The 18,123-nt window shown below is 70.8% G+C and carries 19 protein-coding genes; 9 read left to right on the top strand and 10 right to left on the bottom strand.

Annotated elements, in window-relative coordinates:
• Positions 1–22: 22 nt before the first annotated feature.
• Entirely contained in the window at positions 23–454 is a 432-nt protein-coding gene (locus CPZ01_RS10070; RefSeq protein WP_096394666.1) for a DUF1810 domain-containing protein, read from the top strand.
• Positions 455–499: 45 nt separating this feature from the next.
• On the opposite strand, the gene CPZ01_RS10065 is transcribed toward CPZ01_RS10070, so the two are convergent.
• Together CPZ01_RS10065 and CPZ01_RS10060 are read right to left on the bottom strand one after the other, a co-directional pair.
• Complete coding sequence (locus CPZ01_RS10065; RefSeq protein ID WP_096394664.1) at positions 500–1,972, bottom strand: sodium:solute symporter family protein; 1,473 nt, start codon at positions 1,970–1,972, stop codon at positions 500–502.
• Entirely contained in the window at positions 1,969–2,256 is a 288-nt protein-coding gene (locus tag CPZ01_RS10060) for a DUF3311 domain-containing protein (RefSeq protein ID WP_096394662.1), read from the bottom strand. Before CPZ01_RS10060 ends, CPZ01_RS10065 begins: the two co-directional genes overlap by 4 nt.
• 177 nt (positions 2,257–2,433) lie before the next feature.
• Between CPZ01_RS10060 and dnaG the strand changes: the two genes are divergently transcribed.
• Positions 2,434–3,990, top strand: a complete 1,557-nt coding sequence (dnaG, locus tag CPZ01_RS10055; protein WP_096394660.1) for a DNA primase DnaG — start codon at positions 2,434–2,436, stop codon at positions 3,988–3,990.
• A 212-nt stretch (positions 3,991–4,202) separates the two neighbouring features.
• On the opposite strand, the gene CPZ01_RS10050 is transcribed toward dnaG, so the two are convergent.
• Positions 4,203–5,225 (bottom strand): A24 family peptidase, encoded by a 1,023-nt coding sequence (locus CPZ01_RS10050; protein WP_096394658.1) that lies wholly within the window; start codon positions 5,223–5,225, stop codon positions 4,203–4,205.
• 189 nt (positions 5,226–5,414) lie between these two features.
• On the opposite strand from CPZ01_RS10050, the gene CPZ01_RS10045 reads away from it, so the two are divergent.
• Positions 5,415–5,957 (top strand): HPP family protein, encoded by a 543-nt coding sequence (locus CPZ01_RS10045; RefSeq protein WP_096394656.1) that lies wholly within the window; start codon positions 5,415–5,417, stop codon positions 5,955–5,957.
• Here the strand turns inward: CPZ01_RS10045 and CPZ01_RS10040 are convergent.
• From CPZ01_RS10040 to CPZ01_RS15455, 6 genes are all read right to left on the bottom strand, one after another.
• Positions 5,954–7,231 (bottom strand): DUF6498-containing protein, encoded by a 1,278-nt coding sequence (locus CPZ01_RS10040; protein ID WP_096394654.1) that lies wholly within the window; start codon positions 7,229–7,231, stop codon positions 5,954–5,956. The genes CPZ01_RS10045 and CPZ01_RS10040 overlap by 4 nt on opposite strands.
• Before the next feature lie 68 nt (positions 7,232–7,299).
• Positions 7,300–7,512: a hypothetical protein gene (locus CPZ01_RS10035; protein WP_096394652.1), complete on the bottom strand. Its 213-nt coding sequence runs from the start codon at positions 7,510–7,512 to the stop codon at positions 7,300–7,302.
• On the bottom strand, positions 7,509–8,573 hold the full coding sequence (locus CPZ01_RS10030; RefSeq protein ID WP_096394650.1) for a GNAT family N-acetyltransferase: 1,065 nt from the start codon (positions 8,571–8,573) through the stop codon (positions 7,509–7,511). Before CPZ01_RS10030 ends, CPZ01_RS10035 begins: the two co-directional genes overlap by 4 nt.
• A complete protein-coding gene (gene gatD, locus CPZ01_RS10025) occupies positions 8,570–9,862 on the bottom strand; it encodes a Glu-tRNA(Gln) amidotransferase subunit GatD (protein WP_096394648.1) in 1,293 nt (430 codons plus the stop codon). The genes CPZ01_RS10030 and gatD overlap by 4 nt, the downstream gene beginning before the upstream one ends.
• A 140-nt stretch (positions 9,863–10,002) precedes the next feature.
• Complete coding sequence (locus tag CPZ01_RS10020) at positions 10,003–10,278, bottom strand: PadR family transcriptional regulator (protein ID WP_004597247.1); 276 nt, start codon at positions 10,276–10,278, stop codon at positions 10,003–10,005.
• Between the two features lie 427 nt (positions 10,279–10,705).
• A complete protein-coding gene (locus tag CPZ01_RS15455; RefSeq protein ID WP_172863951.1) occupies positions 10,706–10,852 on the bottom strand; it encodes a hypothetical protein in 147 nt (48 codons plus the stop codon).
• Between the two features lie 539 nt (positions 10,853–11,391).
• Here CPZ01_RS15455 and priS point away from each other — a divergent pair.
• The 4 genes from priS to CPZ01_RS10000 are packed head-to-tail and all read left to right on the top strand — an operon-like array spanning position 11,392 to position 15,587.
• A complete protein-coding gene (gene priS, locus CPZ01_RS10015) occupies positions 11,392–12,555 on the top strand; it encodes a DNA primase small subunit PriS (protein WP_096394646.1) in 1,164 nt (387 codons plus the stop codon).
• A 10-nt stretch (positions 12,556–12,565) separates the two neighbouring features.
• Complete coding sequence (locus tag CPZ01_RS10010) at positions 12,566–13,642, top strand: hypothetical protein (RefSeq protein ID WP_096394643.1); 1,077 nt, start codon at positions 12,566–12,568, stop codon at positions 13,640–13,642.
• A 9-nt stretch (positions 13,643–13,651) separates the two neighbouring features.
• Positions 13,652–14,311, top strand: coding sequence for a DUF998 domain-containing protein (locus tag CPZ01_RS10005; RefSeq protein ID WP_096394641.1), 660 nt, complete (start codon positions 13,652–13,654; stop codon positions 14,309–14,311).
• A 25-nt stretch (positions 14,312–14,336) separates the two neighbouring features.
• Complete coding sequence (locus CPZ01_RS10000) at positions 14,337–15,587, top strand: MBL fold metallo-hydrolase (protein WP_096394639.1); 1,251 nt, start codon at positions 14,337–14,339, stop codon at positions 15,585–15,587.
• Positions 15,588–15,618: 31 nt separating this feature from the next.
• Here CPZ01_RS10000 and CPZ01_RS09995 read toward each other — a convergent pair whose 3' ends face one another.
• On the bottom strand, positions 15,619–16,209 hold the full coding sequence (locus CPZ01_RS09995; RefSeq protein ID WP_096394637.1) for a DUF7344 domain-containing protein: 591 nt from the start codon (positions 16,207–16,209) through the stop codon (positions 15,619–15,621).
• Between the two features lie 464 nt (positions 16,210–16,673).
• On the opposite strand from CPZ01_RS09995, the gene CPZ01_RS09990 reads away from it, so the two are divergent.
• Together CPZ01_RS09990 and CPZ01_RS09985 are read left to right on the top strand one after the other, a co-directional pair.
• On the top strand, positions 16,674–17,375 hold the full coding sequence (locus CPZ01_RS09990; protein WP_152418667.1) for a hypothetical protein: 702 nt from the start codon (positions 16,674–16,676) through the stop codon (positions 17,373–17,375).
• 81 nt (positions 17,376–17,456) lie between these two features.
• Entirely contained in the window at positions 17,457–18,044 is a 588-nt protein-coding gene (locus CPZ01_RS09985; RefSeq protein ID WP_096394635.1) for a hypothetical protein, read from the top strand.
• Positions 18,045–18,123: the final 79 nt, after the last annotated feature.

The following is an 18,123-nucleotide window of genomic DNA, read 5'->3' as shown; positions in this document are numbered from 1 at the left end:
GGCGGGAACGTCGCCCGACGAGATGTCCGACGGCAACCCCCACGACCTCGACCGCTTCGTCGAAGCGCAGGCCGGCGTAATCGAGTCGGCCAAAGAGGAGCTGCGATCGGGACGGAAGCGCGGCCACTGGATGTGGTACGTGTTCCCGCAGGTCGAGGGGTTGGGGAGCAGCCGGACCTCCCGGCGCTACGCGATCGGGTCCCGCGAGGAGGCGAGCGCGTACCTCGCACACCCGACGCTGGGGCCGCGGCTACGGGAGTGTACGGAGATCGTCAACGCCCTGGAGGGACGGACAGCGCACGAAGTGTTCGGGTCGCCGGACGATCTGAAGTTCCGGTCGTCGATGACGCTGTTCGACGCTGTCGCGGACGAGTCCGAACCGTTCGGGACGGCGCTGGAGCGGTACTACGACGAGCCCGACCCGAAGACGCTCCGGTTCCTGCGCGACGACTGAGGTCGGAGCCGGGTCCCCGACGGCGGCCGCCGTGTGAGCCCGGACTCAGTCCCCGGCCACCGCGAACCGCGAGGCGTCGCTCTCCTCGCTCGGCGCGGTCACGAGCGACACGCCCACCGTGAGCACGCCGGACAGGACCATCAGCCCGAGCGCCACGTCCCAGCCGCCGGCGACGGTACGGGGCAGCGTCGGGACGGCGCCGACGACCGCGGAAAGCACCACCGCGAGGTAGATCGCCTGCGGGACCGCGACGCCGACGATCATCCCGGTGCGCGTCGTCCGAGGCCAGTAGAGCGCGCAGATCACGGGGAGCGCGAGCAGTGCGAACCCGGAGAATGCGGTGTCGCCGACCTCGATCAGCGTCCCGGGGCGGAACAGGCTCGCGACGAACGCCAGCGCCGCGAACGCCGCCACGCCGATCCGCGCGATCCACGCCTCGCGGCGCTCGGAGGCGTCCGCGTCGATCAGCGGGCGGTAGAGGTCCCGGGTGAAGTACGACGACCCCGAGAGCAGCATCGAGTCCGACGAGGACATCATCGCGGCCATCGCGCCGGCGACGACGACCGCGGCGAGCCACGTCGGCGCGTACTCGTTCAACACGACCGGGAGCACGTTCGCGTTCTCCGGGACGGTCACCGGGGTGCCCGCCGCCCACGCGCCGAGCATGAACGCGGGGACGAAGAGGAGCAGCACCAGCACGGGCCATAACGCGAACGACCGCTTCAGCGTCGTCGCCGACTTCGCGACGAAGAACCGCTGGTTGATCTGCGGGAACATCGTCACCCCGAACGCGATGGTGATCGCCGTGGAGACGATGAACCCGACCGAGTAGGTCCCGCCGCCGAAGGACCCGAACTCGGGCCGGGCCGCCAGCATCCCCTCGGTCGCGGCGCCGACGCCGCCGAGCGCCGAGACGACCCACGCGGCCGCGAGCCAGACGACGGAGAGCATGAACAGCCCCTGGAGCGTGTCCGTCCACGCCACGCCGCGGAGCCCCGCGACGGCGACGTAGAGGATCATGAACGCCGTGATGAGCGCCGCGCCGCCCCAGTAGGGGACCGCGCCGTCCGTGAGCCCGACGAGCGCCTCGCCGGCGCCCATCTGCTGGAGCATCACGTACGGGAACAGCCACAGGAGGCTCACGGCGGCGACCAGCGCGCGCAGCCCGGTCGAGCCGAACCGGTCGCCGAGCATCTCGCCGAGCGTCACGTAACCGTTGCGGGCGCCGATCAGCCACTGCTTGTAGCCGATCACGTACCACAGCACCGCGAACAGCACCCCGTCCAGCGTCCCCATCACGATCAGCCACTCGGGGCCCGCCGCGTACGCGAGGTTCGGACCGCCGAAGAAGGTGAACGCGGACAGGAGGGTCGCGAACGTCGTGAACAGCAGCACGAGCGTGCCGATCGACCGGCTCGCGAGGTAGTAGTCCTCGGCGGTCGTCTCCGAGACGCGGTACGCGACCAGCCCGAGCGCGAGCGCGACGACGAGGTACCCGACGACGACGCCGAGCGTCACCGGCGGTCACCCCCAGTTGGGTCTACCGGGTCGCCGCTAGTCGCGGCGTCGACGCCCGCAGCATCGTCGCCCGGTCGCTGCCCCATCCCGCGCTCCCACGCGCCGCTCCGGACGAACAGCGCGAACAGGACTGCGCACAGCCCGAGCCACGCCACGTGCCACCAGATCCACACCGGCAGCCCCGCGACGACGCGGTCGACCCCCCACAGTGGCCACGGCACCGCGAACGCGACGAGGATTGCGAACGTCGGTATCCACACGAGATCGCTGCGTGAACGCGTCATGTGGGATAATGGTACGTCTATGTGTACTAAGAGTTGTCGAATAGATTCGAAAATGCGTGTTGAAGAGAAATTTTCTTCAATAATCCCCGGCGGAGGAGCGTGGCGATAGCTATTTTCCGCGAGGAGCGCAACCATACACGGACGGGCGCTACCGCCCGACATCACCATTCACCACTCATGAAAGACACAGAAAAATACCTGATACACGCCACCATCGCGGCCGACGGCGTCGTCGAGCGGAGCGACGTCGTCGGGGCGGTGTTCGGCCAGACGGAGGGGTTGCTCGGCGACGAGCTGGACCTCCGCGACCTCCAGGAGTCCTCGCGCGTCGGCCGGATCGACGTCTCCGTCGAGTCCGAGAACGGCCAGTCGTTCGGGGAGGTCACCGTCGCGTCGAGCCTGGACAAAGTAGAGACCGCCATTCTGGCGGCCGCGCTGGAGACGATCGATCGCATCGGTCCCTGTCACGCCTCGGTCGAGGTGACGAGCATCGAGGACGTGCGGGCGGCCAAGCGCCGCGAGGTCGTCGAGCGCGCCAAGGAGCTCATCGCCGGCGGCTTCGAGGAGACGAGCCTCGCGAGCAGCGACGTGTTAGACGAGGTGCGCGACGCCGCGCGCGTCGAGGGCATCGTCGACTACGAGGGGCTCCCGGCGGGCCCCCGCGTCGGCGACTCCGACGCCGTCATCGTCGTCGAGGGGCGCGCGGACGTGCTCACGCTGCTCGACTGCGGGATCAAGAACGCCGTCGCGGTCGAGGGGACGAACGTCCCGGAGTCGGTTGCCGACCTGACCGCCGACCGGACCGTCACCGCGTTCCTCGACGGCGACCGCGGCGGCGAGCTCATCCTCCGCGAGCTCGCCCAGGTGGGCGAGGTCGACTACGTCGCGTTCGCGCCGCCCGGCGAGTCCGTCGAGGACCTCGACCGGGACGCCGTCTTCGAGGCGCTCCGCGGGAAGGTGCCGTACGCCAGCCTCGCGGACGCCGCCGACCTCCGAGCCGCAGCGAGCGACGAGGAGATCGCCGACGGCGACGACCCCGGGTCGGTCGCCCGCGTCGGCGACGGCGGGGCGGTCCCGGACGACTCCTCGGACGACGACTCGGCCGGACCGTCGACCCGGTCGGCCGCCTCGCCCGATATCGAGCCGGAGACCGAATCGGACGAGTCCGAACCGTCAGAGTCCGAAGGGTCCGAAGCGCGCGACGCGGCGACCGAGACCGGCGATCCGCCCCCGGCCGACGGAACGAGCGAAGCGCCGGAGCCGGAGTCGACGCCGACCGACGAGGACGAGCTCGACTCGACGCCCGACACCGACGCGGCCTCAACCGTCGAACCCGACACGGACGCCGATCTGGAATCAGAATCCGACGAGTGCGCCGAAGCCGACCGCGACGAAGCCGCCGGGACAGAGCGCGACGGCGAGTCCGACGAACCGGGATCGATGGCGGCGCATGTCGACGAGGTCGTCGACGGGGAGACCGGCCGTGCGCGGCTCCTCGACGACGGATTCGAGGTTCTCAGCGAGGTCGACGCCGCGGAGGCGTTCGACGCGGTCGAGGGCACAGAGCCCGCGCCGCACGCCGTGGTCGTCGACGGGACCGTCGACCAGCGGCTGCTCGACGTGGCCGCCCAGCGCGGCGTCGGCGACCTGGTCGGCCGCGACCTCGGCGAGTTCGTGAAGCGGCCGGTCGGGACGCGCGTCCTCGCCGCGGACGACGTCTGGGCCGGGAATTAAGCCGAGGCCGTCGTCGGTCATATATAAATAGCGACTCGCGAAGCCGGACAGAGAATCCCCGAGTTCCCCACTCAGTCGTTTATAAATCGCTCTTGGTAGGGCGATTGTTTTCAAAGCCCCAGTCGCGAGGCGGGCGCACACTCGCTGTGGTCCTCACTCGGTCGCTCGCGCGCCACCGCGGTTCTATTTATAAATACGCTCGTCCCGTCGGCTCACACCAGCCCGACCGCGCCGAGCACCGCGAACAGCGCGTCGCCGAACGTCAGGGAGACGACGAGGCCGACCGCCATCGGGACGACGAACGGCATCCCGGGCGAGACCAGCACGCGGTCCGCGCGGGCGACGACGTCGAGGCCGTCGCGGAGCGTCGCCGCGTCGGTGCCGTAGGCCCCGTGATCGATGTCGTCGAGGAAGCGCTCGGCCGCCCACGGATCGCCGAGGTCGCGGTCGCCGGCGGCGCCTTCCGCCGCCTCCGCGTCGCTCGTCGAGTCGGCTTCCGCGTCGACCGCGCGTCCCCCGTCGGTCCGCGGCCCGACGTGAGTGCCGCCGTCGGTCGGGTTGAACGTCTCGCCGACCGAATCGGGGTCGCGGCAGTCGTCGGGAATCGCCCGCAGCTCCGCGAGCGTGAATCCCCGCCAGCGGAGGTACATCCGGAGCGCGTCCAGGTCGAGACCGCTCCGAGTCGGGCCGTCCGGGTCCTCGAACAATCGACCGTGCCGGTCGGGCAGCGAGTCGGTCGCGACCGGGCGCGCGAAGAACATGCTCCGCGAGGCCTCGCCGCGGACGAGGTTGAGCGCGGCGAGTCCGACCGGGTACGCGAGGCCCAGAAGCACCGTGTTCGTGAGGATCGTCAGCGAGAACACGCCGACGTCGGTGTCGACGAGCGGGAGGACGACCCCGCCGACCTCGTAGGCCGGGAACGTCGGGAAGAGCACCGCGAGCGCGATCATCGCCTTGGCGTCGGCGCCGCCGAACGCGCCGAGGTACCAGAAGGCGTAGCCGAGCGGCGCGACGAACAGCAGGCTGATCGCGGCCCGCACGAGGAACACCCGCCCGTCGAACCCCGCGAACGGCCACAGCGAGACGGCCTCCCAGACCAGAAGCAGCCCGCCGAACAGGTACAGCGGCGGCCACAGCCGGTTCGGGAGGCGCCGGGTCCGGACGTCCCGGATCGCCGCCCACGCGAAGACCGGGACGACGAGCAGTCGGAGGAGGTCCGGCAGCGTCGCGAACATGTCCCCACGGGCGAGACGGGACCAATTAGGCGTTCGGGTTCGGCTATCGCGAGCGATAGCGTGGGGTCGCGAAGCGGCGGCGTTCCGTCCGCCGGTCGGCCGGCGCGCCGCTCTCCGATCCGCCGGGCCTCAGGCGCGCCGCTCTCCGATCCGCCGGGCATTTGTGAGTCGCCCGCCGACCGGGTCGCAATGCGCCGCCGCCTCGGGACGAGCGTCTACGCCGGCCTGCTGTTCACCGTTCTCGGTCTGGTGGCGTGGGCGACCGGCCAGCCGTTCGTCTTCCCGAGCCTCGGCCCGTCGGCGTTCGTGCTCGCGTTCGACCGCCGGAGCGAGCGCGAGCGCGCCGTCCGCGTGGTCGGGAGCCACCTGATCGGCGGCGTCACCGGGCTCGCGGCGTGGACGGTCATCGCGGACGGCGCCGCGCTCACGGCGACGCCGCCCGCCTTCTCCCCCGCGGGGTTCCGGCTGACCGCGAGCGCGGTCCTCTCGCTCGTGGCGACCAGCTGGGCGATGATCGCGACCGACTGGGTCCACCCGCCGGCGTGCGCGACGACGCTCATCGTCTCGCTCGGCCTGCTCTCGACGCCCGCCGAGGTGGCGATCATCGTCGCGAGCGTGACCGTCCTCGTCGCCTTCCACGCCGCCGTGATCCTCGCGTTCAAGCGCCTCGTCGGGGACGCGCACCCGCTGTACGGGCGGGACAAAGGGGGAGGCGGCGGCGGTCCGAGCTAACCGTCCGGCCGGTCCGGCCGCCGCTCGAAGACGTCGAGTATCGGCTCGGGGTCGGCGACACCCGGAATCCGGTACTCGTCGTCGCGGAGCTCGATGGCGACGGTCTCCGTGTCCAGTCGGCGGTCGAGTCCGCTTCGCTCCACCCGGAGGTCGGTCTCGTCCCACGCTTCGACGCGCCACAGCGTCGCCCCGGACAGGCGGTCGCGGGCGACCAGCGCGTCGTCGCCGGCGCGGTACTCGACGAGTCCGTGCCGGAGCTCGTGGTCGATCGCGGCGGGCACGAGCGGGAGCGCGACCGCGGCCGCGGCGAGGGCGGCGGCGGCGCCCCACTTCCCGCCGATCGCGAACAGCGCGGCGCCGAGCGCGGGGAGCGCGGCGAGGTACCACAGCCCCGGGTGGCCGAGCGGGGTCGTCAGCGCTCCCGCGATCCGCGCGCGAGGGGGCTGGCGGACCGTCTCGACCGGCGCTGCGAGCGAGCCGTCGACGGGCTCCGCCGCGGGCGGGTCGTAGGAGAAGCCCAGGTCGAGCGCCTGCGACTCGTCGAAGGCCGCCAGTCGGTCGCCGTACAGCCCCCCGAGGTCGAACGCGGCCTTCACCGCGACGATCCCGAGCAGGAGGGGGAGTCCGATCGCGGAGGGGTCGAGCGCCGAGATCGGCGTGTCGCCTTCGAGCGTCGCCACGGCGACGACGGTGACGGTGAACAGCGCGCCGAGGAATACCGCCGCACCGCGGGCGAACACGCCCGTGAGCGCGGTCTGCGCGCTGTGGTCGCGGTACTCGCCGCGGCCGAAGTACTCGACGAGCGTCGTCGCCCCCTCACCGACGAAGAGTGCGAGCGTCGCGAGCGCGACCGTGTCGACGACGGTCGGGACCGTCCCCTCCTCGACGACGACGCCGACCGTGAGCGTGCCGACGACCCCCCAGACGACCGCGAGGATCGGCGCGGCGATCGGGAGGACGAGCAGCGAGGAGAACCGGACCTGAAGGTCGGTCCGCGGGATCGACAGCCCGAGCCGCCGCTGCGCGAGCGGGCCGGAGAGCAGGACCTCGCGCTCGATCTCGGAGGGGCGCCCGGCGAACAGCGCGCGGACGACGGCCCAGAGGGACGCGATCCCGAGCTCGAACCAGTACAGCGTCATCAGCGCGGCCGCGTTCCAGCCGAGCGCGACGACGCCGACGAGCGGGAGCAGGTTGGCGACCGCGACCGAGAGCGCGCGCGGCCGGCGGCCGCGACCGAGCGCGCGCAGGCGGTCGGGCAGGGGGAGGGCGGGCATCCGTCGGTCGTTTCGGGTCGTCTCACATAAGCGGCCGGGAGCATTCGGCTCGCCCTCGTCGCGGTCGCCTACCGCGACGGGCCGGCGTCGCGGTGGAGGTACAGGTACGCGAGCACCGGAACGATAGTGAAGAGGAGCGTCGAGAGCGCCCAGAGGGCCGCGTAGCGGCTCCCGCGCGCCCTCGCGTCGCGGTAGATCCAGACCGCGGCGGCGACGACCACGCCGTAGATGACGAGCGTGAGCGGGAGCGACCACGGGAGGGCGGCGCCGAAGAGGGTCATCGCCCACCGGAGAGGTCCGCGCACAGCACGAAGTCGGGCTCGGCCGCGACCGCGACGCGGTTCGCGGCGGCGTCGCTCACGTGCTCGGCCGTCTCCGGGATCAGCACGCGGGCGCCGTCGGCGTCGGCCGCGGCGGCGTCGGCGGCGACCGCGTCGAACAGCGCGCCCGCCGCGTCGACGTCGCGCCACGCGGCGGTCCCGTACGTCGCGGTCCGCGTCGTCTCGCCGTCGACCTCGCGCTCCGTCACGCGGGTCCGGACCGCGAACCCGGAGAGTGCGTCGGCGTCGGCGACCGCGAGCAGCCGGTCCTCGGCGGCCGCGGTCGCGAGCCGCTCGCGGGTGAGCTGCGAGCAGGCCCACGACTCGCCGGGGTCGAGCGCGAGCCCGCGCAGGCGGCCGCGGGCGTCGCTGTCGCTCCAGAACGCCCACGCCGCGTCAGGGTCGGGATCGTCGAGGGGGACGACCGCGTCGCCGTCGGCGGGGGCGGCGTCCGCGGTCGCGGCGGCGAGCGCGTCCGGGTCGGGCTCCGGCTCCGCGAACCGGAACTCCGTCTCGGGCTCGAAGCCGACCGCGCGCGACTGGCCGAGCCCCATGACGTTCCACGAGAACACCATGTTGCGGCAGACGGTCGCGCCGCGCTCGCGCGCCCAGTCGAGCGCGGCCTCCGAGAGCGCGGTGCCGACGCCGTGGCCGCGCGCCGCGGGGTCGACGCGGATCCCCTGTCCCCACGCCTCCCACTCGGAGAGGAGCACGGACTGGATACAGCCGACGACCGCCTCGGGGGCGCCCGCGTCGGCGGCGCCGTCGCCCTCGCCCTCGACGTGGGTGTCGCCCGGTTCTCGGCCGTCGAGGTCGCCGGCCTCGGCGGCTTCCGGCGGGAGCGTCGCGACGAAGGTGCCGCGGTCGGGGTCGTCGGAGGCGGCCCACTCCGGGAACACTCGGGGGATGTAGTCCTCGTGGCGCTCGCCCCAGGTGTCCCGCGTGAACGCCGAGACCGCGTCGGCGTCGGCGGGGCGCGCCTCGCGGACGACGACGTCGAACTCGCCTCCAGCTCCCGTCATCCCCAGGGCCGCGACTCCTCGGTCAGTTCGCCGGCGAGGTCGCGGCCCATCGCCTCGGCGGGGTCGGAGCGGTTCGCGAGCGCCCACATCAGCTTCACCTTCGCGGTGCCGGGGAGGGTGTCGCCGGCCTCGACGACGCCCGCGTCCAGCAGGTCGCGGCCGGTGTCGTACACGCGGTCGCAGACCCGCCCGTCGAGGCACTGGCTCGTCATCGCGACGACGGCGCCGCCCTCGACGAGGTCCTCGATCCGCGGGATGAGGTCGGTGTGGACGTGGCCGAGCCCGGTGCCCTCGATCACGACGCCGTCCTTCTCGTCTAAGTACGCCCACGCCGCCGGATCCATCCCGGGCGTGAACTTGACGAGCTCGACGTCGGGAGCGAGGTCGGGCGCGAGGTCGACCGATTGCGCCGCGCTCCCGCGCGGGAGCGGCTCGCGGCGCCACTCGATCGCGGCGTCGGCCGCGTCGCCCTCGGCGCCCGCCTCCGCGGCGGCCTCGTAGTCGATCAGGCCGAGGGGCGCGGCGCCGACGGTCTCGAAGGCGTCCCGGCGGGAGGTGTGGTTCTTGCGGACGCGCGTGCCGCGGTGGAGCGCGCAGGCGTCGTCGGAGGGGCTCGCGTGCATACACACCAGCGTCTCGGCGTGGTCGGCCTTCGCGGCCTCGACGGCGCACACCGCGTTCATCACGTTGTCGGAGGAGGGGCGGTCGGCGGAGCGCTGGCTCCCCGTGAACACGACCGGCACGGGCGCGTCGAGCATGAACGAGAGCGCGGAGGCGGAGTACTGCATCGTGTCGGTGCCGTGCATCACGACGACGCCGTCGGCACCCGCCTCGATCTCCTCGGCGACCGCGTCGGCGAGGTCGCGCCAGATGGACGGCTCCATGTTCTCCGAGAGGATGTTCGCGACGACGCGGCCGCGGTAGTTCGCGCGGCCGGCGAGCTCGGGGACGGCGCGGAGGACGTCCTCGGCGTCGAACTGGGCCGTGACGGCGCCGGTCCGGTAGTCGACGGTGGAGGCGATCGTCCCGCCGGTCGAGATGAGCGAGACGGTCGGCAGGTCCTCGTCGAAGGTGATCTCCGAGGCGGCGTCGCCGCCGTCGTCGGCCGCGGGGTCGACCTCGCGGACGCCGGACTCCAGCACCTCGACGTCGGCTTCATCGCGGTCGATACCGACGTTGTAACCGCCGTCGAGCTTGACGACGAGGTGGTCGCGCGTCGTGGAGGGGAGCAGTACGCCCTCGTTGGTGACGCCCCCGCGCTCGACGCGGACGCGATCTCCCGGTTGCATACGACCGGGTTCCCCCGGGGCGGACTTGAATCCAACCGTTCGCGGCGGCGCGTCGACGGCCGGAAAACGAGCAGAACGGAGCGAGAAAGAACGGAACGGGCGGGGCTATCGACCGGGTGCGGGATCGGCGGGCGGCCGGGTCAGTGCTCGATGTACTCGGCTTCCCAGTCGGTCCGGGCCTCGATCTCGCGGCGCCCGCGGCGGGTCAGCGTGTAGTAGTTCGTGCGGCGGTCGCGCTGGCCCTTCTCGACGAGCCCCTTCTCGACGAGCGTGTCGAGGTTCGGGTAGAGGCGGCCGTGGTGGATCTCCTTCTCGTAGTACTCTTCGAGCTCCTCCTTGATGGCCAGCCCGTGCGGCTCGTCGAGCCCCGCGATCACGTAGAGCAGGTCTCGCTGAAAACCTGTGAGGTCGTACATACAACTGCTAATACATACCTGTCGAGAATAAATAAATATACCGTTATATCAGTCCACGTACGACCACGCACCGGGCCCTACATCCCCGTAACAGACGCCTCCGTTCTGTCAGTTCCGTAACTCGCACGCGAAGCGAAATTATACTCCCCGCGGTCGGACGTCGTTTTCGGCGTCTGATACGTATGCGGACGCGAGGACGGCGACCCGTCGGTCGGGATCGCGGGAATCGAGATCGCGGGAAGCGCGTTCGCTCGGGGGCGACACGAGAAGCTGAGCGCTGCGCGGTCGAGTGTCGGAAGAAGGCACGCCCGGCGCGGAAAAAAGCCGCGTCGGGCCTGCCGATTGGTCCCCGCTGACGCTTCGGCCCTCCAGACGAAGCGTCACCCGATCGTACAGCGTAGGGAGTGATAAACGTGTCGTACGTCGCTCACATATGTTCCTCTTCTAACACCCACCCGAGCGCGCGCTTGTAGTGCGTGAACAGTTCCTCGACGCCGCGGTGGCTCATCTCCTCGTCGTCCAGCTGTTCGCGGAGGAACTCGTACTGCTCTCTGACCTCCTCTTCGGAGCGCATGCGAAGGGGTACGGAGCCGTCTCGGATAGTGTTGTGGCCGAGACGTGGTGGTCGCCGTCGAATCGGCGATGTTCATTTATAAATAGGCGACGGCAAATTGACGGTGACCATCCCCCGGAGCCCCAACCGCTCGGCTGTGCGGCGATACTTCCTATAAATTACCGACCGACACGCACACCACCGAAGCCCCAGCCGGGAGGCGGGCGCACGCTCGCCGCGCTCCTCGCTCGTTCGCTCCGCTCACTCGCTGTGGTGCTCGCGTCGCCTGCGCTCGCCTCCCGGCTGCCCCTTCGAGTCCCATCCCCCACCGCACCGCACAGCACCTCACACCTCCCCAGCCTCGTCGGGCGCGTCCTTCGGGCTCCCTTCGGTCGCCCTCGGAGCGCCCGACTCCCTCGCGCGTGCGACTCGCGGCCTCCGCTTCGCTCCGGCCGCTCGCAGGCACGCGCCACCGCCCTGATTATTTAAAAAGCGAGTGGCGTCGCGGTCGCGGGCGAACGGTAACGTTGATACGTCGACCGCGGGTACGAGAGGAGACGATGGACGAGCGGACCCGCGAGTACCTCCGGGGGCGGTTCGGCGACTACTACCGGTCGGTCTCGCTGTCGCTCCCGCCCGACGCGAACCTCCGCGAGTGGGGCCACATCCCGTGGACCCCCGGGTCGGGGACGACGATGGTCCGCCACCAGTCGCTGTTCGACCTCGGCGACGTCGACACGTTCTTCGCGGACAACGCCCCCCGCCACGCCTACTTCTCGGCCGCGCGCTACGACGATCCGGGCGCGGCGACGATGGGGCAGAAGGGGTGGCGGAACGCCGACCTCGTCTTCGACCTAGACGCCGACCACCTCCCCGGCGTCGACCCCGAGACCACCTCGTACCCGGAGATGCTGGCGGCGTGTAAAGAGGCCCTCCTGCGGCTGTTGGACTTTATCGACGACGACTTCGCGTTCGAGGACGTGACGGTCGTCTTCTCCGGCGGCCGCGGCTACCACGTCCACGTCCGCGACGAGAGCGTGCGGGAGCTGGACAGCGAGGCGCGCCGCGAGATCGTCGACTACGTGCGCGCGATCGACCTCGACACCGACAACCTGATCCGCACCGTCTCCGACCGGGGGACGACGAAGCGCGTCCTCCGGACGGAGGGCGGGTGGGGCGCGCGCGTCCACGAGGAACTGGTGAACTACGCCGACAACCTCCGCGAGATGGACGAGGACGACGCGAGAGAGAAGCTGATGGAGTTGGACGGCATCGGCGAGGGGCGCGCGGAGACGATCCTCGGCGCGTTCGACCGGAACCCGACCGCGGTCCGCGAGGGCAACGTGGAGGCCGGCGGCCCGGGCGTGCGACGGCTCGTCTCCGCGCTCGCCTCGCGCGTCGCCGCCGCCGACGCCGCGCCGATCGACGAGCCGGTGACCACCGACACCCGGCGGCTCATCCGGCTGCCGGGGACGCTCCACGGCGGCTCCGCCCTGGTCGTCACGCCGCTCGACCGCGACGAGATCGACGACTTCGACCCCCTGCGTGACGCGGTCCCGGACCGGTTCGTCGGCCGCGAGATCCGGATCGAGACGGACGCGGATCGGACGGTAGAATTAAACGGCGAGCGCGTCAGAGTTGAATCCGGTAGAAACACCGTGCCCGAGTTCGCGGGAGCCTTCCTGATGGCCCGCGGCGAGGCGCGGAAAGCCCCCGAACGATGACCGAATATAGATGAACCTCGACGAACTCCGGTCCGCGCAGGCGAAGGAGCGCCGGAAGGACAGCCTCCAGCACCTGCGGGACTCGTTTTACGACGACGTGGGCGCGTACGTCGCGGACCTGCGGGCCGCGCGCGACCGCCGTGCCGAGCAGGTCGAGAACCCGTTCGCGGACGACGACGTCCGCCGGCTCTCCGACGAGGTGGAGACCGCCGAGGAGGTCGCCGAGGCGCTGTACGAGCGCCGAGTGGGCAAAGTCGTCAAGCTCGCCTCCTTCGCCGCCGCCGACATGTCCGTCGACGAGGAGGGGATGACGACGGAGGAGCGCCGGCTGTTCGACGACCTCGTCGAGCGCATCACCGCGAACAAGTCCGAGGTCCTCGACGTGCTCGCGGGCGAGTCGCCGGTCCCGGACGATTCCCAGACCACCGACGAGATCGCCGACGAGACCGCTGCCGCACCCGACGCCGCGGGGTCGCGCGACCCGACGCCGAGCGACCCGACATCCGAAACCGATGCGTCCCCGACGGGCGCGGAGCCGACGGATCCGAGTACCGAGGTGGCGGACGCCGCCGACGGCCCCGCCGCCTCGGACGCGCTCGCCGGTGCGATGGGCGGCGGCGAGTCCGATCCGTCCGCCGACGCTCCGCCCACGCCGCCCGAGCCGACCGAGAGCGGCCCGGATCCCTCCGAATCGGAGCCGGCCGAAGGAACCGGGGCGAACGGCGACGAGCCGACGCCGGTGCCGCCCGATCCGGCGCCTCCGGGAGCGGTCGGCGTCGACGAGGAGCCCGACGGGACTCCCGCGGGCGACGCCGACGAGGAATCGACCGCTGACGCGACGACGGACGGCGGAGCGGTGCCCGAGGGAGCGCCGGCCGGCGAGCCGGCGGCCGACTCGCCGACGACCGCCGACGCCGACCCGGCCGAAGGGACCGAACGGGCGACCGTCCGGATCACCCGCGACGTCGGGGCCATCTTCGGCGTCGACGAGCGGGAGTACGAACTCGCGAGCGAGGACGTCGTCTCCCTCCCGGTCGAGAACGCCGACCCGTTGGTCCAGCGCGACGCGGCCGAGCGGCTCGACTGACCGCGGTCGATGGCGCCCTCCGCGCCCTCCTCAGCCGACGGTCGGGCCGGCACCGACGCGGACTCTCGTTCTCCCGAAGTCGGCGAATTCGGGCGTTTCGCGGCCGCGTTCGGCGCCGTCGCGACGCTCTCGGCGCTCGGCGGCATCGCGCTCGCGGTGCTCCTCGATCCGACCTTCTCGTGGACGGCCGACGCGCTCTCCGACCTGGGCGTCCGCGACGGGAGCGCCGCCGCGTTCAACTGGGGGCTGATCGGCGGCGGGGCGGCGGGCGTCTGCTACGCCGCGGGCCTCGGACGGACCGGTCGCCCGCTCCGGGCGCTCCTCCTCGCGCTGTCGATGGTCGCGATGGCCGGGGTCGGCGTCTTCGACCTCACCGAGCCGCTCCACGGACCGGCGGCGATCGGGTTTTACGGACTGATAACGCAGGTGTTCGCCGTCGACGGGTGGGTGAGGCGAGACGAGCTGACCGGCCGCGTCGCGCTCGCGTTCGCCCCGGTCCACGTCGCCGTCTGGGCGACGTTCGCCGCCGGGTGGTGGCCCGTGACCGGGCTCGCGCTCCCCGAGCTTCCGGGGGCGCTCATGCTCGCCGCGTGGGTCTGGGTCGTCGGGCCGGCACCGGTGGTCGGGGCGATTCGGTCTTCGCCCGGCGACCCGACCGACGGACACTAACGCCGCGGGCGGCTACGGTTCGCCGATGGAGTTGGAGTTCCTCGGCGGCGCCCGCGAGGTCGGCCGGAGCGCCCTCCTCGTCGACGACGCGCTGCTCGTGGACTACGGGCTCATGACGGCGGACCCGCCGCGGTACCCGGTGCGGGACCCGGAGCCGGACGCGGTCGTCGTCTCGCACGGCCACCTCGACCACGTCGGCGCGGTGCCCGCGCTGCTGAAGGGCGACCGCCGACCGCCGGTCCACTGGACGCCGCCGACCGGGGAGCTCGCGCGGACGCTCGCCGAGGACACGCTGAAGCTCCACGGCAACAGCCCGCTGTGTCCGTTCGGCGCCGAACACGTCGCGCGGCTGGGCGAGGCCGAGCAGCGGCACGGCTACGAGGAAGCCTTCCCGGTCGCGGGCGGGATCGACGGCGGTGGGTACGAGGTGACGCTGTTCTCGGCGGGGCACATCCCGGGCTCCGCGCACGTCCTCGTCGACGACGGGGAGACCCGGCTGCTGTACACCGGCGACTTCCACACCGACGACCAGCGGCTGGTCGCGGGGACGACCGCGCGACCCGACGCCGACGTGGTGGTCTGCGAGTCCACCTACGCCGACGTGACCCACGAGGACCGCGCCGCGGTGGAGTCGGCGTGGGCCGAGGGCGTCGAGCGAACGATCTGGGAGGGCGGGACGGTCGTCGCGCCCGCGTTCGCCATCGGTCGGACGCAGGAGATGCTCCTCGTCGCGGCCGCGAACGACCTCACGCCGTACGTGGACGGAATGGGCGTCGACGTGACGGAGATGCTCCGGCGGTACCCGTCGTTCCTGCGCGACGCGGACGCGTTCGGCGAGGCGGTCGGTCGCGCGCGGGTCGTCACGGGCCGCGACGGGCAGCGCGAGCGGATCGCGGCCGAGAACGCGCTCATCGTCACCACCTCCGGAATGCTCGCCGGCGGCCCGGTCCAAACCTACCTGCCGGAGATCCGGACGAACCCGACGAACCTCGTGACGCTCACGGGGTATCAGGTGGAGGGGACGCCGGGGCGCGAGCTCCAAGAGCGCGGGCAGCTGGAACTCAACGGCCGGGTTCAGCCCGTGAGCGCGCGGGTGGAGTCGTACGACTTCTCCGCGCACGCCGACCGAGAGGGGTTGGAGTCGTTCCTGGCGTCGTATCGAGACGCGCGCGTGCTGGTGAACCACGGCGACCGCTGCGAGGCGTTCGCAGAGGACCTGCGCGAGGACGGGTTCGCGGCAAGCGCGCCCGAAATCGGGGAGCGGATCGAGCTGTAGCCGCGTCGAACAGAGGAGACCGCGTCCCGAGTTATTTTTCCCGCCCGCGCAGTTCGGGCGGCTCTTCGAGGTTCCCCAACCGAGCGCGCTCGCCGTAGTGGTAGTGGAGCAGCGCGGAGACGGTGAAGGCGGTGACTACGAACACGGCGGCGGTGGTCCCGTCGAGCGCGGCGAAGCCCGGCACGCCGACCGCGACAGCGACGAGGACGAGCCCCGCGAGGACGGCGAGCCCGAAGTAGTAGAGGCTCCAGGGTATCTCGCGTCCGCGTAACACCTCGATGTACACGTCAAGGTCGTCGAGCGTCGGGGTCGGCTCGACGAGGTTCGCCTCCTCGTCGACGCGGACCACGTTCTTCTCCTCCAGCTTCGGCAGGTGGATGCGCTGGAGCGTGCTGTACACGTTCCGGCGGTCCTCGTACTTGACCGCGTCCGGGTCGACGCCGCGCTCCCACGCGGTGACGTGCGTGGAGAGCTCGGACACGTCGACCGGCTCCTCCGCGCGCTTGAGCGCGTGGATGACGAACCGCCGGCGGCGGTTGGAGAGCATCTCGAAGACGTCGTCTTCGGACAGGTCGTCGACCTCCGAGCGCGATTCGGCCGTCGGTGCGGTGGTGGAGCCCATGCGATTGTTTCCTCCTCGTCGGCGTTCGTCTCGTTCGGAACGCCCGGTTTCGGACGATACTGCTCAACCGGGCTACATAAACCAGTTAGATAGTTAATCTGTTACTCTCTGTTAGGTGAGAGGAGATAACACGTCCCGTTGTTGGTATAGTGGGTCCTAACTCGCGGTTGGGTCTGTATACCGTCGAAACGACCGTTTGCGGTCGGGTTTCAGGGGGGTCCCGATGGTCGCCGTAATCGGTCGATTCGATCCGAGTACGTACTGTCGAGGGGTTCAGGGCCGTCCCGTCGGCGGCAACGAGACGAGCGTGTCACGCGACGATCAGAAGCCGAGGATCCGACGGGATCTCCCGGTGGGACCAACGGGGATCTCATAACGAAGTACCACCCGTCGTATGTGTTTCCCAAGCACTCCCGGCCCGGACGGCGGGTCGCGGGGGTGTGTGAACACAGGTGAGATACGACATGGACCGACGCAAATTCGTGGTTGGACTGGGCGCATTGGCTTCGGGAGCAGCGGCTGCGATGGGGACGGGCGCGTTCACCGCAGCAGAGATCAACGGGCGGAGCGTGGGAGTGACCGTGGCGGACGACAGTCAAGGCCTCGTCGCGCTCGTCGCGGGCGAGAACGACTACGTGAGCGAGGGCGACGACGGTGAGCTGGGAATCGATCTCTCCAACGGGAGCAACGGCGTGAACCCGAACTCCAAGTACCAGATCGGGGCGATTCCGGAGTTCGACGACGAGACGGCGCTGAAGTCTGACCCGCTCCACGTCGGCCCCAACACGGACCCGAGCGACCACGCCTTCCAGGTCCAGAATCAGAGCGCCAGCGACCAAGCTATCGAGGTCGAGGTAGACATGGACGAGTGTCCGGACGACGCCACCATCTACCTCGTCGGGTACACGGACGACAACACCGCCGACGACGGTCAGGAGGCCCTCGTCGAAGGAAAGGTGGACGCGGACAACGACTGGCAGGGACTGCTGTCGTTCACCGAGGAGACAAGCGGGGCGATCGTCGGTTCGGGCGGTGCGATCAGCGTCTCAATCCTCGTCGACCGCGAGGGCAAAACGACCAGCACGGAAAGCGAGGAGTGGAGCGGGACGATGACGGTCCGGGCCGGGGAGAACGACGACATCTTCAGTCCCAACTCGGGGTCGTAATCGAGGCGGCCGGCACTACGCTCCCCTCTACTTATGAATCGAAGACAACTGCTGTTGGGTCTCGGTGCCACCGCGAGCGGAATGACGGCCGCTCTCGGGACGGGCGCGTTCACTGCGGCGGAGCTGCGCAACCGTCAGGCGACGATCACCGTCTCGAACGACGACACGAGCCTGATCGCCTTAGACCCGAACGACGACCTCCGTGGGGTTCGGCTGGAGGACGGAGAGCTCACCATCGACCTCGACGATCCCGGGATCAACGCGAACTCGATCTATCAGTTCGGCTACTTCGCGGCGGGCGGAGGGGAGGTGAACGTCGCGAGCGACTCCTTCCCGCTGACCGTGGCAGATCCGATCTCGGGCCCCGGCATCGAGTCGGCGTTCGTCGTCCGAAACCAGTCTCGGAGCCCGAAATCGGTCACGTTCGACTTCACCGTCGACGCTGAGCAGTCCGATCCGGGGGCGGCCACGTTCGTCTATCAGACGCATTCCGCGGACGAAACGAACACGCTCATTTATCCCGACGATCAGGACCTCTCGCTCAGCGTGGACGAGCTCGGGGTCGGCGAGGAGTTCGGCGTGTCGTTCCTCGTCGACGCGACGGACGGGAGGGTCGGCGATCGGTTCCGGGCGTCCTTCTCGGTCACCGCCGGCCCGCCGACGCAGTAACCGCGTTTCTGCTGTCTTTTTTATTCGACCGAGACCGAAGGCACGAGGCGAACCCGCATCGGTCGGGTCCTCAGGTGAG

It is taken from the genome of Halorubrum trapanicum (assembly GCF_002355655.1).
Taxonomy (GTDB): Archaea; Halobacteriota; Halobacteria; order Halobacteriales; family Haloferacaceae; genus Halorubrum; species Halorubrum trapanicum_A.
Note: the sequence above shows the minus strand (reverse complement) of the source record. Positions and strands in the feature narration are given on the sequence as shown.

Excerpts from the sequence above, each read along its gene's own strand:
- gatD (WP_096394648.1), bottom strand. The coding sequence starts at position 9,862 with ATGCAACCGGGAGATCGCGTCCGCGTCGAGCGCGGGGGCGTCACCAAC.
- CPZ01_RS10050 (WP_096394658.1), bottom strand. The coding sequence starts at position 5,225 with ATGTTCGCGACGCTGCCGGACCTCCTCCGACTGCTCGTCGTCCCGGTC.
- CPZ01_RS10035 (WP_096394652.1), bottom strand. The coding sequence starts at position 7,512 with ATGACCCTCTTCGGCGCCGCCCTCCCGTGGTCGCTCCCGCTCACGCTC.
- CPZ01_RS10010 (WP_096394643.1), top strand. The coding sequence starts at position 12,566 with ATGAACCTCGACGAACTCCGGTCCGCGCAGGCGAAGGAGCGCCGGAAG.
- CPZ01_RS10000 (WP_096394639.1), top strand. The coding sequence starts at position 14,337 with ATGGAGTTGGAGTTCCTCGGCGGCGCCCGCGAGGTCGGCCGGAGCGCC.
- CPZ01_RS09990 (WP_152418667.1), top strand. The coding sequence starts at position 16,674 with ATGGACCGACGCAAATTCGTGGTTGGACTGGGCGCATTGGCTTCGGGA.
- CPZ01_RS09995 (WP_096394637.1), bottom strand. The coding sequence starts at position 16,209 with ATGGGCTCCACCACCGCACCGACGGCCGAATCGCGCTCGGAGGTCGAC.
- CPZ01_RS10020 (WP_004597247.1), bottom strand. The coding sequence starts at position 10,278 with ATGTACGACCTCACAGGTTTTCAGCGAGACCTGCTCTACGTGATCGCG.
- CPZ01_RS10040 (WP_096394654.1), bottom strand. The coding sequence starts at position 7,231 with ATGCCCGCCCTCCCCCTGCCCGACCGCCTGCGCGCGCTCGGTCGCGGC.
- CPZ01_RS10045 (WP_096394656.1), top strand. The coding sequence starts at position 5,415 with ATGCGCCGCCGCCTCGGGACGAGCGTCTACGCCGGCCTGCTGTTCACC.
- priS (WP_096394646.1), top strand. The coding sequence starts at position 11,392 with ATGGACGAGCGGACCCGCGAGTACCTCCGGGGGCGGTTCGGCGACTAC.
- CPZ01_RS10030 (WP_096394650.1), bottom strand. The coding sequence starts at position 8,573 with ATGACGGGAGCTGGAGGCGAGTTCGACGTCGTCGTCCGCGAGGCGCGC.
- dnaG (WP_096394660.1), top strand. The coding sequence starts at position 2,434 with ATGAAAGACACAGAAAAATACCTGATACACGCCACCATCGCGGCCGAC.
- CPZ01_RS10060 (WP_096394662.1), bottom strand. The coding sequence starts at position 2,256 with ATGACGCGTTCACGCAGCGATCTCGTGTGGATACCGACGTTCGCAATC.
- CPZ01_RS15455 (WP_172863951.1), bottom strand. The coding sequence starts at position 10,852 with ATGCGCTCCGAAGAGGAGGTCAGAGAGCAGTACGAGTTCCTCCGCGAA.
- CPZ01_RS10070 (WP_096394666.1), top strand. The coding sequence starts at position 23 with ATGTCCGACGGCAACCCCCACGACCTCGACCGCTTCGTCGAAGCGCAG.
- CPZ01_RS10005 (WP_096394641.1), top strand. The coding sequence starts at position 13,652 with ATGGCGCCCTCCGCGCCCTCCTCAGCCGACGGTCGGGCCGGCACCGAC.
- CPZ01_RS09985 (WP_096394635.1), top strand. The coding sequence starts at position 17,457 with ATGACGGCCGCTCTCGGGACGGGCGCGTTCACTGCGGCGGAGCTGCGC.